Here is a 19,404-nt window from a genome sequence, read left to right as displayed (position 1 = left end):
GCCGGCCCCCGTGCCGAGCTTACGGCGCCAGGGTCACGCTGACTTGGTTGCCACCGTCCTCAACCAGCAACTTCACGGTCGCGCCACCATAGGTGGCCTCGTAGACCTGGAAGTTGCCCGTCGCGTCGTAGCCCGTGTTGGTCCAGGTCCCCGCCGCGTCACCGGACAGGTCCACCTTGTCGCCATCGTTGCCGTTGACGTACAGGACATGCTCGCTGTCGGTCATGTTGAAGACGTCGGCGGCATTCAGGTACACCGTTGTACCCTTGTCGGAAGCCGACGCCGTGTCGTCGGTGATCAACAGGGCCTCGATGTTGCTGACGCTGGTCACACCGCGGAGATCGACGATCCCTTCCGTCGCCGACGGGTTCTGCCACAGATACAAGGCGCCACCATCCAGACGCAGGGTGTCGAACCCGGCGCCGCCGTCGATGACGGTATCGGCCGAATCGTAGACCAACAGGTCGTTGCCGCCATTACCGTAGACCTTATCGGCACCGCCGCCGCCGTTCAGGAAGTCCATCCCGTCGCCGCCGTTCAGCGTATCGACACCGTTTCCGCCCCAGAGGTAGTTCACCGCGGTGGAGGACGGATCGCCAAGCGTATTCGACGCATTGTCGCCGTCGGTCGACGCCGTGACAGCCTGGGTGAGCGACCCCTGCGGGATGATCTCGGCGGTAAAGGCATAAGGCTTGCCGGCGGCCGACGAGTCCATCTGCTGGTTACCGGTTCCGACGATCTGCACCCCTTCGAGGCTGAAGTCGGTGACGATCTCCTTCGTACCCTGGTCGGCCACCGCCTCCAGCGACACCGCGTACTTGGCGGTGGTGTCGATGTTGAAGCCGGTATCCGTGTTCACCAAGCCTTGCTGGCCTTGCGCATTGAGCGAGAACAACTTCGCGTAGGAATTCTGCGGCGTCGTCTCGTCCACGAAGGTCAGCACCAGGCTCTGGTCGACCACGTTGGTGTTGGTGACCAGGGTGCCGTTCAGGATATTCGGCGGCGAACCGATGAAGGCCGTGTCGCTGGTATCCAGATACTCGTAGTTGCCACCCGTATAGGAGGAGATGCTCACCTCGATGGTCGCGCCGGACGGGACGTTGTAGGTCATGCTGCCCGTCGTCTGATTGGCCAGGATCGTGATGGTCCCCAGCGTCGCGTGCGTCGCGTCGTTGACGATCGTCAGCGTCAGGTTGGTTTCCGGCACGTAGTCCACCGTCGCCGTGATCGTGGTCAGCGTGCTGCCCTCGCTCGCGGAGGTACCCTCCAGGGTAACCGTGGTGGTATCGATGGTGTCGGTAACGTAGGAGATCGCCGAGGCCGGGCTGAGCAGCAGGCTCTCGAACGTCGCGCCCGCCACGCTCGCACCCGTCACGGATACCGTCACCGAACCCGGGTCCACGTAGACGTCGTCACCCTGCGCCGGCACCGTGTAGGTCGCCTCGGTCGCACCCGCCGCGATCGTCACCAAGTCACCGGTAGACAGCGTCACCGTCAGGTCGCGGTCCAGCGCCTGGCTCACCGTCACCGTGAACACGCTCGGCGCGTTCTCAAGCACGTCGCTCGTCGTGATCCCCACCGTCACCGTGTTGATCGTGTCGGTGATGTTCGACGTCGCCGAATCCGGACTGATCACCAGGTTCTCGAACGTCGCACCCGATACGCTCGCACCGCTCACGCCCAGCGTCACGGAGCCCGGGTCCACATAGACGTCGTCGCCTTGCGCCGCCACCGTGTACGTCACCGAGGTGTCACCCTCCGCAATCGTCACCGTCGCGCCGTTCGACAGCGTCACCGTCAGGTCGCGATCCAGCGCCTGGCTCACCGTCACCGTGAACACGCTCGGCGCGTTCTCAAGCACGTCGCTCGTCGTGATCCCCACCGTCACCGTGTTGATCGTGTCGGTGATGTTCGACGTCGCCGAATCCGGGCTGATCACCAGGTTCTCGAACGTCGCACCCGATACGCTCGCACCGCTCACGCCCAGCGTCACCAAGCCCGGGTCCACATAGACGTCGTCGCCTTGCGCCGCCACCGTGTACGTCACCGAGGTGTCACCCTCCGCAATCGTCACCGTCGCGCCGTTCGACAGCGTCACCGTCAGGTCGCGATCCAGCGCCTGGCTCACCGTCACCGTGAACACGCTCGGCGCGTTCTCGAGCACGTCGCTCGTCGTGATCCCCACCGTCACCGTGTTGATCGTGTCGGTGATGTTCGACGTCGCCGAAGCCGGGCTGATCACCAGGTTCTCGAACGTCGCACCCGATACGCTCGCACCGCTCACGCCCAGCGTCACCAAGCCCGGGTCCACATAGACGTCGTCGCCTTGCGCCGCCACCGTGTACGTCACCGAGGTGTCACCCTCCGCAATCGTCACCGTCGCGCCGTTCGACAGCGTCACCGTCAGGTCGCGATCCAGCGCCTGGCTCACCGTCACCGTGAACACGCTCGGCGCGTTCTCGAGCACGTCGCTCGTCGTGATCCCCACCGTCACCGTGTTGATCGTGTCGGTGATGTTCGACGTCGCCGAAGCCGGGCTGATCACCAGGTTCTCGAACGTCGCACCCGATACGCTCGCACCGCTCACGCCCAGCGTCACCAAGCCCGGGTCCACATAGACGTCGTCGCCTTGCGCCGCCACCGTGTACGTCACCGAGGTGTCACCCTCCGCAATCGTCACCGTCGCGCCGTTCGACAGCGTCACCGTCAGGTCGCGATCCAGCGCCTGGCTCACCGTCACCGTGAACACGCTCGGCGCGTTCTCGAGCACGTCGCTCGTCGTGATCCCCACCGTCACCGTGTTGATCGTGTCGGTGATGTTCGACGTCGCCGAAGCCGGGCTGATCACCAGGTTCTCGAACGTCGCACCCGATACGCTCGCACCGCTCACGCCCAGCGTCACCAAGCCCGGGTCCACATAGACGTCGTCGCCTTGCGCCGCCACCGTGTACGTCACCGAGGTGTCACCCTCCGCAATCGTCACCGTCGCGCCGTTCGACAGCGTCACCGTCAGGTCGCGATCCAGCGCCTGGCTCACCGTCACCGTGAACACGCTCGGCGCGTTCTCGAGCACGTCGCTCGTCGTGATCCCCACCGTCACCGTGTTGATCGTGTCGGTGATGTTCGACGTCGCCGAAGCCGGGCTGATCACCAGGTTCTCGAACGTCGCACCCGATACGCTCGCACCGCTCACGCCCAGCGTCACCAAGCCCGGGTCCACATAGACGTCGTCGCCTTGCGCCGCCACCGTGTACGTCACCGAGGTGTCACCCTCCGCAATCGTCACCGTCGCGCCGTTCGACAGCGTCACCGTCAGGTCGCGATCCAGCGCCTGGCTCACCGTCACCGTGAACACGCTCGGCGCGTTCTCGAGCACGTCGCTCGTCGTGATCCCCACCGTCACCGTGTTGATCGTGTCGGTGATGTTCGACGTCGCCGAAGCCGGGCTGATCACCAGGTTCTCGAACGTCGCACCCGATACGCTCGCACCGCTCACGCCCAGCGTCACCAAGCCCGGGTCCACATAGACGTCGTCGCCTTGCGCCGCCACCGTGTACGTCACCGAGGTGTCACCCTCCGCAATCGTCACCGTCGCGCCGTTCGACAGCGTCACCGTCAGGTCGCGATCCAGCGCCTGGCTCACCGTCACCGTGAACACGCTCGGCGCGTTCTCGAGCACGTCGCTCGTCGTGATCCCCACCGTCACCGTGTTGATCGTGTCGGTGATGTTCGACGTCGCCGAAGCCGGGCTGATCACCAGGTTCTCGAACGTCGCACCCGATACGCTCGCACCGCTCACGCCCAGCGTCACCAAGCCCGGGTCCACATAGACGTCGTCGCCTTGCGCCGCCACCGTGTACGTCACCGAGGTGTCACCCTCCGCAATCGTCACCGTCGCGCCGTTCGACAGCGTCACCGTCAGGTCGCGATCCAGCGCCTGGCTCACCGTCACCGTGAACACGCTCGGCGCGTTCTCGAGCACGTCGCTCGTCGTGATCCCCACCGTCACCGTGTTGATCGTGTCGGTGATGTTCGACGTCGCCGAAGCCGGGCTGATCACCAGGTTCTCGAACGTCGCACCCGATACGCTCGCACCGCTCACGCCCAGCGTCACCAAGCCCGGGTCCACATAGACGTCGTCGCCTTGCGCCGCCACCGTGTACGTCACCGAGGTGTCACCCTCCGCAATCGTCACCGTCGCGCCGTTCGACAGCGTCACCGTCAGGTCGCGATCCAGCGCCTGGCTCACCGTCACCGTGAACACGCTCGGCGCGTTCTCGAGCACGTCGCTCGTCGTGATCCCCACCGTCACCGTGTTGATCGTGTCGGTGATGTTCGACGTCGCCGAAGCCGGGCTGATCACCAGGTTCTCGAACGTCGCACCCGATACGCTCGCACCGCTCACGCCCAGCGTCACCAAGCCCGGGTCCACATAGACGTCGTCGCCTTGCGCCGCCACCGTGTACGTCACCGAGGTGTCACCCTCCGCAATCGTCACCGTCGCGCCGTTCGACAGCGTCACCGTCAGGTCGCGATCCAGCGCCTGGCTCACCGTCACCGTGAACACGCTCGGCGCGTTCTCGAGCACGTCGCTCGTCGTGATCCCCACCGTCACCGTGTTGATCGTGTCGGTGATGTTCGACGTCGCCGAAGCCGGGCTGATCACCAGGTTCTCGAACGTCGCACCCGATACGCTCGCACCGCTCACGCCCAGCGTCACCAAGCCCGGGTCCACATAGACGTCGTCGCCTTGCGCCGCCACCGTGTACGTCACCGAGGTGTCACCCTCCGCAATCGTCACCGTCGCGCCGTTCGACAGCGTCACCGTCAGGTCGCGATCCAGCGCCTGGCTCACCGTCACCGTGAACACGCTCGGCGCGTTCTCGAGCACGTCGCTCGTCGTGATCCCCACCGTCACCGTGTTGATCGTGTCGGTGATGTTCGACGTCGCCGAAGCCGGGCTGATCACCAGGTTCTCGAACGTCGCACCCGATACGCTCGCACCGCTCACGCCCAGCGTCACGAAGCCCGGGTCCACATAGACGTCGTCGCCTTGCGCCGCCACCGTGTACGTCACCGAGGTGTCACCCTCCGCAATCGTCACCGTCGCGCCGTTCGACAGCGTCACCGTCAGGTCGCGATCCAGCGCCTGGCTCACCGTCACCGTGAACACGCTCGGCGCGTTCTCGAGCACGTCGCTCGTCGTGATCCCCACCGTCACCGTGTTGATCGTGTCGGTGATGTTCGACGTCGCCGAAGCCGGGCTGATCACCAGGTTCTCGAACGTCGCACCCGATACGCTCGCACCGCTCACGCCCAGCGTCACGAAGCCCGGGTCCACATAGACGTCGTCGCCTTGCGCCGCCACCGTGTACGTCACCGAGGTGTCACCCTCCGCAATCGTCACCGTCGCGCCGTTCGACAGCGTCACCGTCAGGTCGCGATCCAGCGCCTGGCTCACCGTCACCGTGAACACGCTCGGCGCGTTCTCGAGCACGTCGCTCGTCGTGATCCCCACCGTCACCGTGTTGATCGTGTCGGTGATGTTCGACGTCGCCGAAGCCGGGCTGATCACCAGGTTCTCGAACGTCGCACCCGATACGCTCGCACCGCTCACGCCCAGCGTCACGAAGCCCGGGTCCACATAGACGTCGTCGCCTTGCGCCGCCACCGTGTACGTCACCGAGGTGTCACCCTCCGCAATCGTCACCGTCGCGCCGTTCGACAGCGTCACCGTCAGGTCGCGATCCAGCGCCTGGCTCACCGTCACCGTGAACACGCTCGGCGCGTTCTCAAGCACGTCGCTCGTCGTGATCCCCACCGTCACCGTGTTGATCGTGTCGGTGATGTTCGACGTCGCCGAAGCCGGGCTGATCACCAGGTTCTCGAACGTCGCACCCGATACGCTCGCACCGCTCACGCCCAGCGTCACGAAGCCCGGGTCCACATAGACGTCGTCGCCTTGCGCCGCCACCGTGTACGTCACCGAGGTGTCACCCTCCGCAATCGTCACCGTCGCGCCGTTCGACAGCGTCACCGTCAGGTCGCGATCCAGCGCCTGGCTCACCGTCACCGTGAACACGCTCGGCGCGTTCTCGAGCACGTCGCTCGTCGTGATCCCCACCGTCACCGTGTTGATCGTGTCGGTGATGTTCGACGTCGCCGAAGCCGGGCTGATCACCAGGTTCTCGAACGTCGCACCCGATACGCTCGCACCGCTCACGCCCAGCGTCACGAAGCCCGGGTCCACATAGACGTCGTCGCCTTGCGCCGCCACCGTGTACGTCACCGAGGTGTCACCCTCCGCAATCGTCACCGTCGCGCCGTTCGACAGCGTCACCGTCAGGTCGCGATCCAGCGCCTGGCTCACCGTCACCGTGAACACGCTCGGCGCGTTCTCGAGCACGTCGCTCGTCGTGATCCCCACCGTCACCGTGTTGATCGTGTCCTGTACCGCGGTAACGGCCTGGGTTTCATCCACGGTCAGCGTATCGAAACCGCCGCCGACCACGCTGCTGATCATGGCAGTGACGGTTTCCGGGTCGACGTAGACGTCGTCACCCTGGACCGGGGCCACCACGAAGCCGCTCACCGCACCCTGGGCGATATTGATGATCAGGCCGTTGGACAGCGTGACGGTCATGTCGCTCAAGGCCGGGGTGGACAGAATCGCGGTATAGGTGATGCCATCGCTACCTTCATAGACCGGGTTCTCTGCAACCAGCGTGATCGTCCCGTTGACCGGCTGATCGGTCGGGTACACCGTGCCCTCGGGCTCGTAGAGCACGCCTTCGGTGGTCGGCGTGAACTGATAGTCGAGCGGAGTCACGCTTTCGGAAATGCGCAGCAGGCGGACGAACGAATTGCCGCTGTTCTCGCCACCGACGCCGGCGGCGATGCCCGCCGCGGTTTCTTCCAGCATGTTGTTGAGATCACCGCCCTGGGCGATGGTCTGGATAACCTTGTCGATCTCGGCGGTGCCGACCGCGGCCTGGTTCATGTCGGGCTGGAAGTCGTGGGCGACCTCGGGAGCCATGTAGAAGGACTCGTTCGGGAGGATGGTGGCTTGATGGCCATCTTGGAACGCCAGCACGACCTCGGCACCGTGGCCGGTCACCAACGTTTCGCCGACGTAGATCATATCGCCGGCCTTCAGCAGCCGCATGGAACCGTCGGCGGCACGTGCGAAGGCTTCGCCCTTTACGGAAACGACATGGGCAATGGCTTGATTGGATTGGATAGCGGCCATGATTGCGTCCTTTGGTAGATGAGCCAATTCATTGGGAATATTGCTTGCCCTCTATATAGAGCCGATGGCAAGCAATTAATATTGGACCTTGGTACAGGGGTATCGCCCGGACACGCCCGGCGGCCCCCGACGGCGTCCCGAAACTCCGCTCGGAAACGCCCTGCCGGGAAGGCTTTACCGCTTAATTCTCGGCCGCCTTGCCGTTGATGAGCAACGCCAGCTGCATGCGGTCGCGCACACCCATGCGCTCGAATATCTCGGTAAGGTGCGCCTTCACCGTCCGTTCGGTGATCCCCATGTCGCGGGCGATCTCCTTGTTCGCCGCGCCGGCGGAAACCGCCAAGGCCACCTCCCGCTCGCGCGGGCTCAGGGCCGCCAGCTTGGCCTCGATCATGCGCAACTGTTGCGGTTGCAGACGGGACAGCGCGGTGCGCAGGCGGGCCATCAGGTCGGGGCCCACCCAGAGGCCGCCGTTTTCCACCACCATGGCGATCTGCCGCAGGACGGCCGGGTTGGACAGTGCGCTGGTATACCCGGAGGCCCCCGCCTCCAGGCAAAGCAGGCCTTCCTCCTGGGTGACGTAGTTACTCAGCGCGACGACCGCGCAACTGGGGGCGATGTGCACCGCCAGGTTGACCAGTTCGGCGGAGTTCGCGTCGCGGCGCCGTTCCACCGGCCCGGACTGGCTGCCGGCGGCATCCGGCAACGGGGCCCCGGCCTCGGTCGGCAGGTGCAGCCAGATCATGGCCTCACCCGGGCTGCCGACCAGGATGGTGCCGATATCCGAGTACGACACCACCTCCGCGTCCGGGAATGCCTCGCGCCAGCGCGCGACCTCATGGGCCCGGCGGGTCAGGAAAATATGCCGCTTCACCACCGTTACCTCTCTGTCAAAGCGTGAGCGTGTGCTCTCAGGATAGGCTTAAGCAGATATGAAAGCACAGTCTTCTTGCCCGTCATGATGTCCACCTCGGCCACCATGCCCGGCAATATGGGCAGGTTCTTGCCCAGACTGGATTTCAGGGTATGTACCCGGACAATATAGAACGAATTGCCTTTATCGTCCGTGATGGTGTCGGCGCCGATCTGGTCGACCACCGCGTCCATGCTGCCGTAGATGGAGAAGTCGTAGGCCGTGAAGCGCACCGTCGCCTTCAGGCCGGGGCGCAGGAAGGCGATATCCCGGGGCAGTATCTTGACCTCCAGCAACAGGACGTCCTCCAGGGGCACCACCTCGACGATATCGGCGCCGGGCTGGACGACGCCGCCCACGGTATTGACCAGAAGCCGCTTGACCGTGCCCTTGACCGGGGAGCGTACCGAGGAGTGTTTGACCCGGTCGGACAGGGCCGTGCTGCTTTCGGACAGGCTGTTGATCTTTGCCGTGGTGTCGGCCAGATCGATGCGGGCCTGGTTGCGGAAGTTGAGGTCGACCTCCTGAATCTTGCGTTGCGCCTCCGCGATCGCCGACTGGATGCGCGAAATCTGCGCCGCCGCCTGGTCGCGGTCACCCTGGAAGCGGCCAAGGTCGCGCTGCAGGCGCAGCAACTCGACCTCGGACACCGCCCCCGAGCCGGCCAGCGGCTTGGTGACGGACAACTCCTTGGCGGTCAGGTCGTAGGCCTGGGCCGCCTGGTCCCGGCGTGCCTTGACCTCGACCAGTTCCTGATTGCGTTGGGCCAGTTGCTGGCGGGCAATGGCGATCTGGGCATCGAGTTCGGAACGCCGGGACAGATATAAGGAACGTTCCTGCTCGGCCAGATCGGGGGCCTCCTTGGCGACCTCCGGCGGCACCACGAAACTCGTGCCGTCGGAAATGGCCTTCAGGCGCGCCGCCTTGGCCAGGTAGGCAAGGTATTGCGCGCGGTTCTCGCCCAGGGAGGAGACGAACCGGGTCGGGTCGATCTTGAGCAACTGCTGCCCGGCCTCGACCACCTGGCCCTCGCGCACGTTGATCTCGGACACCACGCCGCCGTCCACGGCCTGCATGACCTGAAGCTGGCGCGACGGGATGACCTTGGCCTGGCCGCGGGTGATCTCGTCGATCGGCGCGAAGGCGGCCCAGAGCAGCAGCACCGCCAGGATGATGCCGAACCAGCGCAGGACGAAGCGCGCGCGCAGCGGTTCCTGCTGGATGCGGGCCCAGTCGGCGTCGCTGACCCAGTCGAGTTCCTCCTTGTTCTCCTTGGGAATCCAGCGCGACAGCAGCCGGTCCAGGCCGTTGCGCGGCCGGTCCATCCAGTCGGGCAGCGGGATCGAGTCCGGCAGCGGGCCCTGCGGCTTCTTGCCGCCCTGGATCTCGATCTTCGGGGTCTTCTTCTTTTCGTCGTTCATTTCGCCCTCTCGATGCGGCCTTGCTTGAGCGCCTCGATGACGGCCGCCTTGGGACCGTCGGCCATGACCCTGCCATGGTCGATGACGATGATGCGGTCGACCAGGTCCAGCAGCGAAGTCCGGTGCGTGACCAGCACCATCGTGCGGCCGGCCGCGTAGCTGCGCAGCTTCTGCTTCACTTCGTCCTCACTGCTGAAGTCCATCGAGCCGGTCGGTTCGTCGAGCAGCAGGACGGGCGGCGCGGTGACGACCGCCCGGGCGATGGCGACCCCCTGGCGCTGGCCGCCGGACAGGGATTCGCCGCGCTCCCCGACCACCATGTCGAAACCGCGCGGATGCCGGTTCACCATGTCCAGCAGGCCGCCCACGTCGGCCGCCGCGAGCAGGGCCGAGTCGTCGACGTCGGGCGACGCCAGGACGATGTTCTCGCGCAAGGTGCCGAAGAACAGGGTCGGGTCCTGCGGGACGTAGCCGACGCTGCGCCGCAACTCGGCGGGATCGAGCTGGCGGATGTCGACGCCGTCGATGCGTACCGAGCCCGAAGTCGCGCGGTACAAGCCGAGAATGAGCTTTTGCAGCGTGGTCTTGCCGGAGCCGACCCGGCCGATCAGGGCCACGTGCTCGCCCGGCTTGATGTGGAAGGAGACGTGCCGGAGGGCGTCGCGTTCCTCGTTCGGATAGGCGAAGCTGACGTCGTTGAACTCGATGGCACCCTCGAAGTGGCTGCGCGACACGAAGCTGGCGTCGGCCGGGCGCTCCACCTCGTTGGCCATGATCTGGTCGAGCGACTTCAACGCCGTCGCGGCATTGTGGTACTGGGTGAGCAGACCGGCCACCTGGCCGAACGGCGCCATGGCGCGCGAGGTCAGGATGGAACAGGCGATCAGGCCGCCCATGGTCAGCTCGGCGGCGCCGATCTGGTAGACCCCGAGCACGATGACCGTCAGGTAGACCAGTTGCGACACGCCCATGGCGCCGTTGATGGTCGTTGCCGCCAGCAGGCGCAGCTGGGTGGTGGTCCGGGCCAGGAAGGTGGCGCTCTGCTCCCATTTCCGCTGCATGACGCTCTCGGCGCCGATCGCCTTGACGGTCTCCAGCCCGACCAGACTCTCGACCAGGTTGGCGTTGCGCATGGCGCTGGCCCGGTAGGTGGTCTCGGCCAGCTCGTGCATGCGGCTCTGCACCAGGACGGAATAGCCGATCACCAGCACCATGCCGGCCAGCAGGGGCAGGATCATCACCCAGTTCACCCAGGCGATCGCGAACACGAACAGGAAGGCGAACGGCAGGTCGATCAGGGTGGTCACCGAGGCCGAGGCGATGAAATCGCGTACCGTCTCGAAGGAACGCAGGTTGGCCGCGAAGGCGCCGGCCGAGACCGGGCGGCTTTCCATGCGGATGCCGAGCACGCGCTCCATGATCCGCGCCGAGAGGTCGACGTCGACCCGGCTGCCGGCGCGGTCGATCAGGTAGCCGCGCATCAGGCGCAGGGTGATGTCGGCCGCCATCACGATGGCCAGGCCGACGGCCAATACCCACATGGTCTCGGTCGCCTGGTTGGGCACCACCCGGTCGTACACGTTCATCGTGAACATGGGCAGGGCGATGGCGAAGCTGTTGATCAGGAAGGCCGCGAACAGGATGTCCTTGTAGACCGGCAGGTTCTCCAGGATCGCGCCCCAGAACCAGTGCCGGTGGGGCACCTGGCGCACCTCCGGCGCGCGCTTGTCGAAGCGGAAGCGGGGCCGGCAGAAGATCGCGCTGCCCAGGTAGCGCGCCTCCAGTTCCTGCCGGGACAGGACGGTGGCGGCGTCGCCCAGTTCGGGGAGCATCACCCGAGCCGCGCCGTTGGCCTCCCAGCCGACCAGCAGGCAGGCGGTACGATCCTTGAGCAACAGGATGACCGGCAGCAGGGCCCCGGTCAGCGACGCCAGACTGCGCTGGGCGATCTTGCTGCTGAGTCCGGCCCGGCTCGCCGCGCGGCCGAATATCGATGGGGTCAGCTGGCGGTCGACCAGGGGCAGACCGGCAACCAGGGCGTCGCGGGTATGCGGCACGCCGTGCAGGCGGGCCAGGGTCATCAAACACTCCAACAGGGGGTCATGCGTGCGCCCGGCCTCGCGTGGGACATCCCAGGCGGGCGCTTGAGTCTTCGTTTCTTGTGTCATGCGTCTCTCTTAAGGTACTTCACTCGACCATGGAGCAGACTGTCAGCGCACACCCAGCACGCGCTTGAACTTCACGGACAACGGCTTACCCTTCCGGGCCCGTTTGCCGGCGTAATTATCGACGGTTTCGCTGCAGACTTGATAGTCCACGGGACGATCGCCCCGACCGATGCCGAACACGGTCACGCAATCGGCGCAGGCCTTGGCCCCGAGCAGCTTCTCGGCGCCGTCCAGGGCGATCAGGATGACCCCCTTGCCGCCCGAAAGCTCCTTCATCTCCTCGATCGGGAACACCAGCAGGCGCGGCTCGTCGGCCAGGGCGGCAACGAACCGGGCCGATTCCGGGACCGGGCTGGGCGGCAGCAGTTCGGCGCCCTCGTCGACCGCCATGTAGGCCTTGCCGGCGCGCAGGCGCGACACCATGTCGGCGATCCGGCCGATGAAGCCGACCCCGGCCGTGGTGGTCATGAGAACGCGGGTCTCCGGCGCGGCCGACAGCATGGCCCTGACCCCGCCGCCCTGCAGCTCAACCAGGGACGACACCGGCACGCCGTCGCCCTTGCCGCCCGGCAGGTCGATGGGCCGTACCGTGTAGGCCCGGCCGGCGCCGTCGAGCAGGATGACCGGGTGCACGGTGCGGGTCTCGATCACCGCCAGTTCGCCGTCGCCGTCCTTCCAGGTCAGCAACGCGCGGTCGACCCCGTGGCCGGCGCGGCTGCGGATGAAGCCGTTCCTGGACAGGATCACGGTGACCGGCTCGTCGGCCACCGTGTCGACCATGGCGGCGGTGACCTTCTCGGCCGCTTCGATCAGGGTGCGCCGGGCGTCGCCGTACTTCTTCATGTCCTCGCGGATCTCCCGGACGATCAGCCGGCGCCGGGCGCCCTCGCTGTCCAGGAGTTGCTGTAGGCTGTCGCGTTCCTCCTGCAGGTCCTTGAGCTCGCGCTCGATCTTGATGCCCTCCAGGCGGGCCAGTTGGCGCAGGCGTATCTCAAGGATGTCCTCGGCCTGCACCTCGGTCAGGCCGAACACCGCCATCAGTTCGGCCTTGGGCGCGTCCGCCTCGCGGATCACCCTGATGACCTCCTCGATGCGCAGGAAGGCGACCATGCGGCCTTCCAGGATGTGGATGCGGCGCGCCACCTCGTCGAAGCGGAAGCGCAGGCGCCGTTCCACCACTTCCATGCGGAACTCGCACCATTCGCGCAGGGCCTGGGGCAGGTTCTTCTGCTGCGGCCGGCCGTCGCGCCCGATCATGGTCATGTTCAGGCTGGCGTTGCCCTCCAGGGAGGTGTTGGCCAGCAGCAGGGTCATCATGTCGTCCGCCGTCACCGTCCGGCTGCGCGGTTCCAGGACGATGCGCACCGGATGGGCCTTGTCGGAGTCGTCGCGGAAGGTGTCGAGCACGGCCAGGACGGCATTCTTCAGGTTCTGCTGTTCCGCCGAGAGCGACTTCTTGCCGGTCTTGGGCTTGGGATTGATCAGCTCCTCGATCTCGGACAGGACCTTGGCGGTCGAGGTGCCGGGCGGCAGCTCGGTGATGGCGATGCGGTACTGGCCGCGGGCCAGGGGCTCCACCGCCCAGCGGGCGCGCACGCGCAGGCTGCCGCGGCCGCTCTCGTAGGCCTTGCGGATGTCCTCCGGGGCCGAGATGATCTGGCCGCCGCCCGGGAAGTCCGGGCCCGGTATGGCGCCGTAGACCGCCTCGTCCTTGCCGCCCTGGATGAGCGCGATGCAGGCCTCGGCCACCTCCTTGAGGTTGTGCGGGGCGATCTCGGTAGCCATGCCGACGGCGATGCCGGAGACGCCGTTGAGCAGCAGCACCGGCAGGCGCGCCGGCAACAGGGCCGGCTCCTTGAGGGTGCCGTCGTAGTTCTCCCGGAAGTCGACCGTGCCGCGCTCGATCTCGGCCAGGAGGACGTCCTCGGCGAATTTCGACAGCCGTACCTCGGTGTAGCGCATGGCGGCCGGCGAATCGCCGTCGCGGGAACCGAAGTTGCCCTGGCCCTCGATGAGCGGATAGCGCAGGGTGAAATCCTGGGCCATGCGCACCGCCGCCTCGTAGACCGCGGAATCGCCGTGCGGATGGAACTTGCCGATGACATCGCCGACGATGCGGGCCGACTTCTTGAACGGCGCGTCGGAGCGGTTGCCCAGCTCGCGCATGGCGTAGAGGATGCGCCGCTGGACCGGCTTCTGGCCGTCCTCGACGAAGGGCAGCGCCCGGTCGAGCACGGTGGACATGGCATAGGTGAGGTAGGCGCGTTCGGCGAACAGGTGCAGGGGCACGCCGCCGTCGCCGTCGACGCTGTACAGGGGCCCGCCGTCCGCCGGCGGCTCGGGCGGCTGTTCGCCGGCCGGCTCGGGGGCCGGCGGCAGGTCGGCGAACAGGTCCAGGGAATCGTCGTCGTGGTTCATGATCAGATGTCCGCCTCGACCAGATTGCCGTTCTGTTCCATCCAGGCCCGGCGGCCGGCCGCCTCGCCCTTGCCCATGAGCAGGGTGAACATGCGCTTCACCTCGTCCAGCTCGCTGCGCGGCAGGGTCACCGGCAACAGGCGCCGGGTGTCCGGATGCATGGTGGTCTCGCGCAGTTCCTCCGGGTTCATCTCGCCCAGGCCCTTGAAGCGGCCGACATGGATGTTCGCCTCGCGCACGCCGTCCTCGGCCAGGCGCGCGAGTATCTGGTCGCGCTCGTCCTCGTCCAGGGCGTACAGCCGGCGCTCGGGCCGGCTCTTGCCCTGGCCCGCCACCTTTATCGAGTACAGCGGCGGCTGGGCGATGTAGACGTGGCCGAGTTCGATCAGGCGCGGGAAATGGCGGAAGAACAGCGTCAGCAACAGGGTCTGGATGTGGCTGCCGTCGACGTCGGCGTCGGCCATGACGATGATCTTGCCGTAGCGCAGGTTGTCCAGGACGCTGTCGGGGGCGTCCGGATCGTGCGGATCGAGGCCGAGCGCGACGGCGATGTCGTGCACCTCGTTGTTGGCGAAGATCTCGCCCCGGGCCACCTCCCAGGTGTTCAGCACCTTGCCGCGCAGGGGCAGGATGGCCTGGTACTCGCGGTCGCGGCCCTGCTTGGCGGAGCCGCCGGCGGAATCGCCCTCGACCAGGAAGATCTCGTTGCGGGCGATGTCCTCCGACTCGCAGTCGGTCAGCTTGCCGGGCAGCACGGCGGCACCCGACTGCTTCTTCTTCTCCACCACCTTGCCGGCCTTTTGCCGGGCGAGAGCGGTCTTGATGGCCAGTTCGGCGATCTTCTTGCCGGCGTCGATGTGGCCGTTCAGCCAGGCGTCGAGCGGATCCTTGACCCGGGTGGCGACCAGGCGCATGGCGTCCCGGCTGGTCAGCTTGTCCTTGGTCTGGCCCTGGAACTGGGGATCGAGCACCCGGCCGGAGAGGACGTAGCGGACGTGCTTCCAGACGTCGTCGGCCTGCAGGTTGACCTTGCCGGGCAGGAGGCCGTGGTGGCTGACGAACTCCTTGACCGAGTCGAACACGCCGTTGCGCAGGCCGGCCTCGTGGGTACCGCCCAACGGGGTCGGGATCAGGTTGACGTAGGACTCGCCCGCCCCGCCCGCCTCGCACCAGGCCAGGGCCCAGGCGGCGCCCTCGCCCTCCGCGAAGCCGGCGGCGTCGTCGGCGCCGGCGTAGCGCTCGCCGGCGAACACCGGGCTGACGTAGCTGCCCTCGCCCGCCTCGGGCAGGGTCTCGTTCAGGTAGGAGACCAGGCCGTCGGCGTACTGCCAGACCTTCTCCTCGCCCGATTCCTCGTCCTTGAGGATCACCTTGACGCCCGGCAGCAGCACCGCCTTGGCGCGCAGCAGGCGTTCCAGCTCGTTGCGCTTGATCTTCGGGCTGTCGAAATACTTGCCGTTCGGCCAGGCGCGCACCACGGTGCCGGTGGTGCGGGCGCCGACGCTGCCGGCCACCGCAAGCGGCTCGATCACGTTGCCGTCGCCGAACACCATGCGGTGCAACTGGCCCTCGCGCTTGACGAACACCTCCAGGCGCGACGACAGCGCGTTGGTCACCGAGACGCCGACGCCGTGCAGGCCGCCGGAGAACGCGTAGGCGCCGCCGGACTTCTTGTCGAACTTGCCGCCCGCATGCAGACGGGTGAAGACCACCTCCACGGTCGGCACGCCCTCGGCCGGGTGGATGCCGACCGGGATGCCGCGGCCGTCGTCTTCGACCGACACCGAACCATCCGCGTGCAGGGTCACCGCGATCTTGCCGGCAAAGCCCGCCAGGGCCTCGTCGGCGGCGTTGTCGATGACTTCCTGGATGATGTGGGTGGGCGAGTCGGTCCGGGTGTACATGCCCGGACGTTCCTTGACCGGCTCCAGGCCCTTGAGGACGCGGATGGAGGATTCGGAATAAGCCATGCGGCGGCGGGTGTCCATGAAAACCCGCGCATTGTATGCGCGTTCGCGCCCCCGCCCTATCCCCGGCCGGGCGCCGACCGGACTACAGCACCTCCGGATGGGCGGCCTTGCTGCCCGGCCGGGCCACCGGCTGCACGACCGGGGGCTGGAACTGGAACACCCAGTCGCGATAGCTCTCGGCCTGGGCGAAGCCGTCCAGGCCGGCCGGGAAGCCCGTCGTCTTGAACGGCTTCGCGTCGGACCGGCTGTACACCCCGGCGATGCCGCCGTCGGCGTCGCGGACCAGGCCCCAGTCCTGGCCGTTGTTCATCGGGTCCGGGTAGAGCCGGCGCAGGTGCCGGACGGTGGTCGGAAAACGGGGGTCGCGCAGCAGTTCCCGGAGTTCCCGGGGCAGGCGCTGCTGGCCGGGAACGGCCTGCCAGAAGCTGGCGATGGCGCGCCGGTACTCGAGGCCGGCAAAGAGCAGCTCCTTTTCCTTCTCGCGCTGGGCGGCGGTGTGCCAGACGGTGCCCAGCGCGGCCAGGCCGACCCCCATGCCGGCGACCAGGAAGAGCAGCCAGAGCAGGGTGAAGCCGCGCTCACCAGCCGGCGTACGCCGTACCATCCCTGGCCTCGCCCGGCGCGCCGCTGTGGACGTCGTAGATCCCCTCGCCGCCATCCGGTGGCGGCACCGTGGTCCAGGTCTCGGTGCTGTCGGTCACCGGGTCGACCGGGACGGCCCGCACGTAGCGCGACTCGGCGAGGCCGGCCAGCGTGGCCGGCCAGCGCCCGGTATCGGCGTGGTACTGGTCGATGGCGTCCCGCAGCGTCGCCAGGTTTTCCCGCAGCACCGCCTCCTTGGATCGCTCGACGTGCTGGAAATAGCGCGGCGCCGCCAGGGCCAGCAGCGTCGCGATGATGGCCAGCACCACCAGCAGCTCGATCAGGGTGAAACCGCGCCGGCGCATGGTCACCAGGCCCGGTACGGCACGCCGTTCAGACCGCTCGCCGTGGACAGGGAGTAGACGTCGTAGACGTCGTCGCCTTCCTGGGGCGCGTCCGGCGGACTGGCGTAGCTGCGTTTGCCCCAGGTCTCGCGCGCCGGCACGTCGGCGGCCGGATACATGGGGTCGCGCGGCAGCCGGCGCAGGAAGTAGATCGGCTGGCGGTCCGGCCGGGTGATGTCGGGCACCCCGTTGGCGAGCACGTCGAGCTCGGGCGGGTAGCCCGAGGCGTCGGCCGGCACCTCGACGCGCTTGTCCAACACGGCCTGGTGGTAGGCGTCGATGGCCTGGCGGATCTGGCGCAGGGCGTCGCGCAGCTCGGTCTCCTTGCGGCGCTGCATGGTCACCTCGAGCAGGGGCGTCGCCAGCACCGCCAGGACGCCGACGATGGCGACGGCGACGACCAGCTCGATCAGGGTGAAACCGCGCGTGCCGCGGCCGGGCAGCCTCATTCGGGCGCCTTGTCGGCCGGGGCGTTGCCTTCCTCGGCGGGCGCCGGCGCCTCCTCGGCCCCGGCGTCGGACGCGGCCGGCGTCCGGACCAGCACGGAATCGGGGATAGCCGGACCGGCCGGCTGGCCGCCGACGCCACCCAGGACACCGGTGCGGCGCAGGCGGATGGGCTGGTCGGCGGCCATGCTCTCGGTGCCTGCGTAGAACTCCTCCTCGGCCAGTTCCGGACGCACCACGTTGCGCAGGATGTGCGGCGTGATCAGGAGGACGATCTCGGTCTTGCTGTTGTTGTCGCTGTGCGAGGAGAACAGCCGGCCGAGCAGCGGGATGTCGCCCAGGCCGGGCACCTTGGCGGCGCTGGTACGCTCCTCGTCCGAGATCAGGCCCGCCAGGACCTGGGTCTCGCCGTCCTTCAGGCGCAGCACGGTGGTGGCGTTGCGGCTGCCGAGCTGGTAGGTGAGCGTGCCGGTACTGCTCTTCACCTGCTGGACGATGTTGGACACCTCGAGGCCGACCTTCATGGCGACGTCGCCGTCCAGGTACACCTGCGGCTCGACGTCCAGCTTGAGGCCGACGTCGAGGTAGGACACCGACTCCGAGGTGACCCCGGTGGAGGTGACGTTGGAGGTGATCACCGGCACCTTGTCGCCGATGTGGATCTTGGCCTTTTCCTTGTTGCGGACCCGGATGCGCGGGTTGGCGAGCAGGTTGACGTCGGAATCGGTCTTGCCGGCGTTGAGCGTCGGGGCCGAGTTCATCAGGGTGGTATCGCTGCTCAGGTGGCGCAGCAGGCTGAGGGTCAGGGGCACGTCGTTGTAGCTGGTCGCTGTACACGGAGGTGCTCGTGGTCGTCGTCGACGCGACCTTCTCCTTGCTCAGGACGCTCAACGCCGTCGGCCATTGGACACCCAGGTCCATCAGCTTCGAGCGCTTCACCTCCAGCACCTCGACGTCGAGCATCACCTCCGGCTCGGGCTGGTCGGCCATGCGGATCAGCTTTTCGGCCAGGCGCACGGACTCGGGGTTGTCGCGCACCACCACCATGTTGAGCTTCTCGTCGACATGGACGTCGCGGATCCGCGCCATGCTGCGCAGCATGGTCATGGTCTGCTTGGGATCGGCGTTGGCCAGGAAGAAGCCGCGCACGACGACGTCCTGGTAGTCCTTCTGCTTGGCCGGCGTATTCGGGTAGATCAGCAGGGTGTTGCCGTTCAGCACCTTCTTGGCCAGCTGGCTGGACGACAGCAGCATGTCGAGCACGTCGGCGAGCGGCGTGTCGCGCGCGAACAGGGTGGAGCGCTGATCGGCGCGCACGTCGCGGTCGAAGACGAAGTTCAGGCCGCCCTGCTGGGCGACGCTGTCGAACAGCATCTTGAGCGGCACGTCGCGGAACTCGAGGGTGACCGGCTTGCGGAACGCCGCCGCCAGCTGCGGGAACTCGATGCCGCGGTCGCGGCCGTCCTTCTGCTGGATCTCCCGGCGCAGCGCGGCCGCCTCGGCGAAGTCCGGCTCGCGTACCAGGATGGAGTGCAACAGGTTGCCCGCCACCTCGTTGTCGCCGCGCCGGTAGGCCGCCTGGGCCTCGCCGAACAGGACGCGGTTGCGGCGCAGCGTGTCCAGGCCGGCCAGGCCGGCCAGGGCGCGCGGGTTCTCCGGGTGCTGGCCGAGCACGGCCCGGTAATGGCGTTCCGCGCCATCGAACTGGCCGTCCTTGACGGCGGCGTCGCCGGCGCCCAGCTCGCGCAGGATGTACTGTTCGCGCGCACGGATGAGCGCCGTCCGGTAATCCCCCTTCTCCGGATGCTCGCGCACGGCCTGCGCCAGAACCTG

General features: G+C 67.2%; 10 protein-coding genes and 1 pseudogene. All 11 read right to left on the bottom strand.

All coding sequences use genetic code 11. From position 1 onward, the window contains the following. Positions 1-19: 19 nt before the first annotated feature. Positions 20-7,249 (bottom strand): retention module-containing protein, encoded by a 7,230-nt coding sequence (locus tag EZJ19_RS09620; RefSeq protein ID WP_131447022.1) that lies wholly within the window; start codon positions 7,247-7,249, stop codon positions 20-22. Between the two features lie 181 nt (positions 7,250-7,430). Further along, positions 7,431-8,123 (bottom strand): response regulator transcription factor, encoded by a 693-nt coding sequence (locus EZJ19_RS09615; RefSeq protein ID WP_206199390.1) that lies wholly within the window; start codon positions 8,121-8,123, stop codon positions 7,431-7,433. Between the two features lie 5 nt (positions 8,124-8,128). Beyond that, positions 8,129-9,583: an HlyD family type I secretion periplasmic adaptor subunit gene (locus EZJ19_RS09610; protein ID WP_206199389.1), complete on the bottom strand. Its 1,455-nt coding sequence runs from the start codon at positions 9,581-9,583 to the stop codon at positions 8,129-8,131. Continuing rightward, the gene (locus EZJ19_RS09605) at positions 9,580-11,751 is read right to left on the bottom strand and encodes a type I secretion system permease/ATPase (protein WP_131447020.1); all 2,172 of its coding nucleotides are present in this window, start codon (positions 11,749-11,751) and stop codon (positions 9,580-9,582) included. The genes EZJ19_RS09610 and EZJ19_RS09605 overlap by 4 nt, the downstream gene beginning before the upstream one ends. Positions 11,752-11,793: 42 nt before the next feature. Then, a complete protein-coding gene (gene parC / locus EZJ19_RS09600; protein WP_131447018.1) occupies positions 11,794-14,169 on the bottom strand; it encodes a DNA topoisomerase IV subunit A in 2,376 nt (791 codons plus the stop codon). A 2-nt stretch (positions 14,170-14,171) separates the two neighbouring features. Continuing rightward, entirely contained in the window at positions 14,172-16,139 is a 1,968-nt protein-coding gene (gene parE, locus EZJ19_RS09595) for a DNA topoisomerase IV subunit B (RefSeq protein ID WP_131447016.1), read from the bottom strand. 82 nt (positions 16,140-16,221) lie between these two features. Further along, positions 16,222-16,743, bottom strand: a complete 522-nt coding sequence (locus EZJ19_RS09590; protein WP_131447014.1) for a type II secretion system protein — start codon at positions 16,741-16,743, stop codon at positions 16,222-16,224. Further along, positions 16,718-17,086: a type II secretion system protein gene (locus tag EZJ19_RS09585; protein ID WP_131447012.1), complete on the bottom strand. Its 369-nt coding sequence runs from the start codon at positions 17,084-17,086 to the stop codon at positions 16,718-16,720. The genes EZJ19_RS09590 and EZJ19_RS09585 overlap by 26 nt, the downstream gene beginning before the upstream one ends. A 2-nt stretch (positions 17,087-17,088) precedes the next feature. Continuing rightward, on the bottom strand, positions 17,089-17,574 hold the full coding sequence (locus EZJ19_RS09580) for a type II secretion system protein (protein ID WP_131447062.1): 486 nt from the start codon (positions 17,572-17,574) through the stop codon (positions 17,089-17,091). Continuing rightward, entirely contained in the window at positions 17,571-18,383 is an 813-nt protein-coding gene (locus EZJ19_RS09575) for a type II secretion system protein GspD (RefSeq protein WP_240754728.1), read from the bottom strand. Before EZJ19_RS09575 ends, EZJ19_RS09580 begins: the two co-directional genes overlap by 4 nt. 217 nt (positions 18,384-18,600) lie before the next feature. Beyond that, positions 18,601-18,945 (bottom strand): annotated as a pseudogene (locus EZJ19_RS16800) (STN domain-containing protein); the annotation flags it as partial. Positions 18,946-19,404 lie beyond the last annotated feature (459 nt).

Source organism: Parasulfuritortus cantonensis (assembly GCF_004337445.1).
GTDB lineage: Bacteria > Pseudomonadota > Gammaproteobacteria > Burkholderiales > Thiobacillaceae > Parasulfuritortus > Parasulfuritortus cantonensis.
Note: the sequence above shows the minus strand (reverse complement) of the source record. Positions and strands in the feature narration are given on the sequence as shown.

Excerpts from the sequence above, each read along its gene's own strand:
- EZJ19_RS09620 (WP_131447022.1), bottom strand. The coding sequence starts at position 7,249 with ATGGCCGCTATCCAATCCAATCAAGCCATTGCCCATGTCGTTTCCGTA.
- EZJ19_RS09610 (WP_206199389.1), bottom strand. The coding sequence starts at position 9,583 with ATGAACGACGAAAAGAAGAAGACCCCGAAGATCGAGATCCAGGGCGGC.
- EZJ19_RS09605 (WP_131447020.1), bottom strand. The coding sequence starts at position 11,751 with ATGACACAAGAAACGAAGACTCAAGCGCCCGCCTGGGATGTCCCACGC.
- parC (WP_131447018.1), bottom strand. The coding sequence starts at position 14,169 with ATGAACCACGACGACGATTCCCTGGACCTGTTCGCCGACCTGCCGCCG.
- parE (WP_131447016.1), bottom strand. The coding sequence starts at position 16,139 with ATGGCTTATTCCGAATCCTCCATCCGCGTCCTCAAGGGCCTGGAGCCG.
- EZJ19_RS09590 (WP_131447014.1), bottom strand. The coding sequence starts at position 16,743 with ATGGTACGGCGTACGCCGGCTGGTGAGCGCGGCTTCACCCTGCTCTGG.
- EZJ19_RS09585 (WP_131447012.1), bottom strand. The coding sequence starts at position 17,086 with ATGCGCCGGCGCGGTTTCACCCTGATCGAGCTGCTGGTGGTGCTGGCC.
- EZJ19_RS09580 (WP_131447062.1), bottom strand. The coding sequence starts at position 17,574 with ATGAGGCTGCCCGGCCGCGGCACGCGCGGTTTCACCCTGATCGAGCTG.